The organism is bacterium CG_4_10_14_0_2_um_filter_33_32 (assembly GCA_002792735.1).
In the GTDB taxonomy this organism is placed as follows: domain Bacteria; phylum Patescibacteriota; class CPR2_A; order CG2-30-33-46; family CG2-30-33-46; genus CG2-30-33-46.
The window spans coordinates 1-2136 of sequence record PFOW01000040.1; the positions used below are offsets into that span (position 1 = coordinate 1).

The window sequence follows — 2136 nt, forward strand, 5'->3', positions numbered from 1 at the left end:
GGGGAAGGAATTTTTGCCCGCCCTCGCTTTCCGATTCCAATTTTTTTCCGCCGCCGCCGAATTTCGTATTTCGCTTTGCGAAATGCGCCGCCAATAAGGAAGTTGTGTTTGCCCCACCCTCCCGTGCGCACACAACAAAAACTCCCTTGTAAAAATTAAAGAAAAGATGTATCCTAATAATATGATTTCAATATAAGTTTGCATAACACTATTTTATCATAGCAGTATTATAATACAAGTATGGCACAAAAGAATAAAATCGGCAAGAATATAAAGAAACTAAGACAAGCCAAGGGCTTGTCCCAAGATCGCCTCTCAAAATTGGCTGATGTTTCTTATAATTCCATTATCAAACTTGAAACGGGTGGGATTACGAACCCGACTATTGAAACTTTGCAGAAAATCGCCAAAGCATTAGAAGTTCAGGTCGATGATTTAATAAAGTAATAAATTTGGAAAAATATGGGAATTTTTAATTGGTTTTCAAAAGACGATCCAATCCAAAAGTTTAAAAAACAATTCGGATTAACTTCCGAAGAAGTTGATTCATTACTAAAAGATTGGCAAGGTTTAAGCAATGAAGAGAAACTCAAGAAAATGAGCGACTTTCAAGAAAAACGAAAAAAAGATTTTAAAGAAACTACTGGCGTTGACGCAACTAATATTATCCCTGAAATCGGCAAGGAAATTTCGTGGGCTGATATTGTAAATCATACATTCCGAGTTTTGGATTTTGACAGAAACGAAACAACGATTGATGAAAATAATCAAGTAAAAGCTAAGAGCCGATTTCAGCCATACGGATATTTGCTTGCGGAGTCGCCAATTTTGAACAATCGTGTAAGGTTGCCGATTATTCATCGTGATGACTTTCTTCTTGCCGCGAGTGTTTTTGATGAGCCAAAATTGGCGACTATGGTTAAAGATGAGGAACTACTTGTTGTTTATTCGCCAAAACATTTAGGGCCAAAGGGATTATCTGGTAGCCCACATCATGTTTTACATTACGCGATTACGCCTCACGGAACACTGGACGCCTACTACTCAAAAAATAACGATATGTATATGGCGAGACCAGAACCGCAAAAATTAGTAGGCCAGTTTGTTTATCAAGGCGAAATTAAAGTACAAATAAATACAGAGCCGATTTTTTAAAATATGACTACATGGATAAAGCAAAAATGGTTATGGATTTTGGTGGCTATTGTTTTAATATCGCTTGATATTTGGCATAAGGAATTATTTTTTTCACTTCTTTTAGCTTACGGATTAGCAATTAAATTTTTATTGTCCGATTCTTTAAGTGCTAAACTTAGGAAAATTTTTGCGGTATCAATATGGTCTACTCTCGTAGTTTTAGTTGGGCTTACAGTGTATGTGAATTATGGTATGCCCCACGGCCCAAGTTATCCTACGGGTGATATAGTGTGCCAAAACGATGATAGAGGACCATGTGGAGAAGAATACAAAGAGGATTTACGAAATGTTGATATACCAAATTGGGCAAAGTTTTTGAGAAAATCTGAAGGCGAACTATTATTGTTCGGATTATTATTTGCGGGAATAGTGGTAAGTGGAGTTAAAAATAAGAATCAAGAAGAATAAAAATTATGGATAATTTTTCAGCACAGATAGTCTTGATTTTACTAACGGCTTTAGGCGGCGGGTTTTTCGGTGCGTACTTTCAAAATCGGTTTCAACATAAAAAAGATATTCAAGCCGATATTCACGAATTGAAGCGAAAAAGATACGGGGCTATTTTGATACAAATGCTAACCGTTCTTGATCCGAAAAGAGGTTTAGTAAAAGTTAAAGAATTTAGACCCGATTTTGAAAGTTTGGAAGATGTGCAAGCGGAATTAAAAACGGAAATGCTTAATGCCATTTTGTTTGCGAACGATGAAGTGATAAAATCAATGTCAGAATTTACCAAAAATCCCACGCATGAGAATTACATAAAATCTGCGGCGGCCATGAGAAAAGATTTATGGGGCAAAACAACGGATATTGATGAAAAAGTTTTAGGGATTTTTGGAAAGAATTAAAGGCGGCGCGCCAACGAAGTTGGCACGAAATTCGGCGGCGGCGGAAAAAAATTGGAATCGGAAAGCGAGGGCGGGCAAAAATTCCTTCCCC

Annotated in this window: 4 protein-coding genes; all 4 read left to right on the plus strand. The window is 37.1% G+C overall.

Features of this window, described 5'->3' with window-relative positions:
* Positions 1–240: 240 nt before the first annotated feature.
* The 4 genes from COX95_02570 to COX95_02585 are packed head-to-tail and all read left to right on the plus strand — an operon-like array spanning position 241 to position 2045.
* A complete protein-coding gene (locus COX95_02570; GenBank protein PIZ85948.1) occupies positions 241–447 on the plus strand; it encodes a DNA-binding protein in 207 nt (68 codons plus the stop codon).
* A 15-nt stretch (positions 448–462) separates the two neighbouring features.
* Positions 463–1155: a hypothetical protein gene (locus COX95_02575; protein ID PIZ85949.1), complete on the plus strand. Its 693-nt coding sequence runs from the start codon at positions 463–465 to the stop codon at positions 1153–1155.
* Between the two features lie 3 nt (positions 1156–1158).
* Complete coding sequence (locus tag COX95_02580; protein ID PIZ85950.1) at positions 1159–1605, plus strand: hypothetical protein; 447 nt, start codon at positions 1159–1161, stop codon at positions 1603–1605.
* A 5-nt stretch (positions 1606–1610) separates the two neighbouring features.
* Positions 1611–2045 (plus strand): hypothetical protein, encoded by a 435-nt coding sequence (locus COX95_02585; protein PIZ85951.1) that lies wholly within the window; start codon positions 1611–1613, stop codon positions 2043–2045.
* Positions 2046–2136 lie beyond the last annotated feature (91 nt).

Excerpts from the sequence above, each read along its gene's own strand:
- COX95_02570 (PIZ85948.1), top strand. The coding sequence starts at position 241 with ATGGCACAAAAGAATAAAATCGGCAAGAATATAAAGAAACTAAGACAA.
- COX95_02575 (PIZ85949.1), top strand. The coding sequence starts at position 463 with ATGGGAATTTTTAATTGGTTTTCAAAAGACGATCCAATCCAAAAGTTT.
- COX95_02580 (PIZ85950.1), top strand. The coding sequence starts at position 1,159 with ATGACTACATGGATAAAGCAAAAATGGTTATGGATTTTGGTGGCTATT.
- COX95_02585 (PIZ85951.1), top strand. The coding sequence starts at position 1,611 with ATGGATAATTTTTCAGCACAGATAGTCTTGATTTTACTAACGGCTTTA.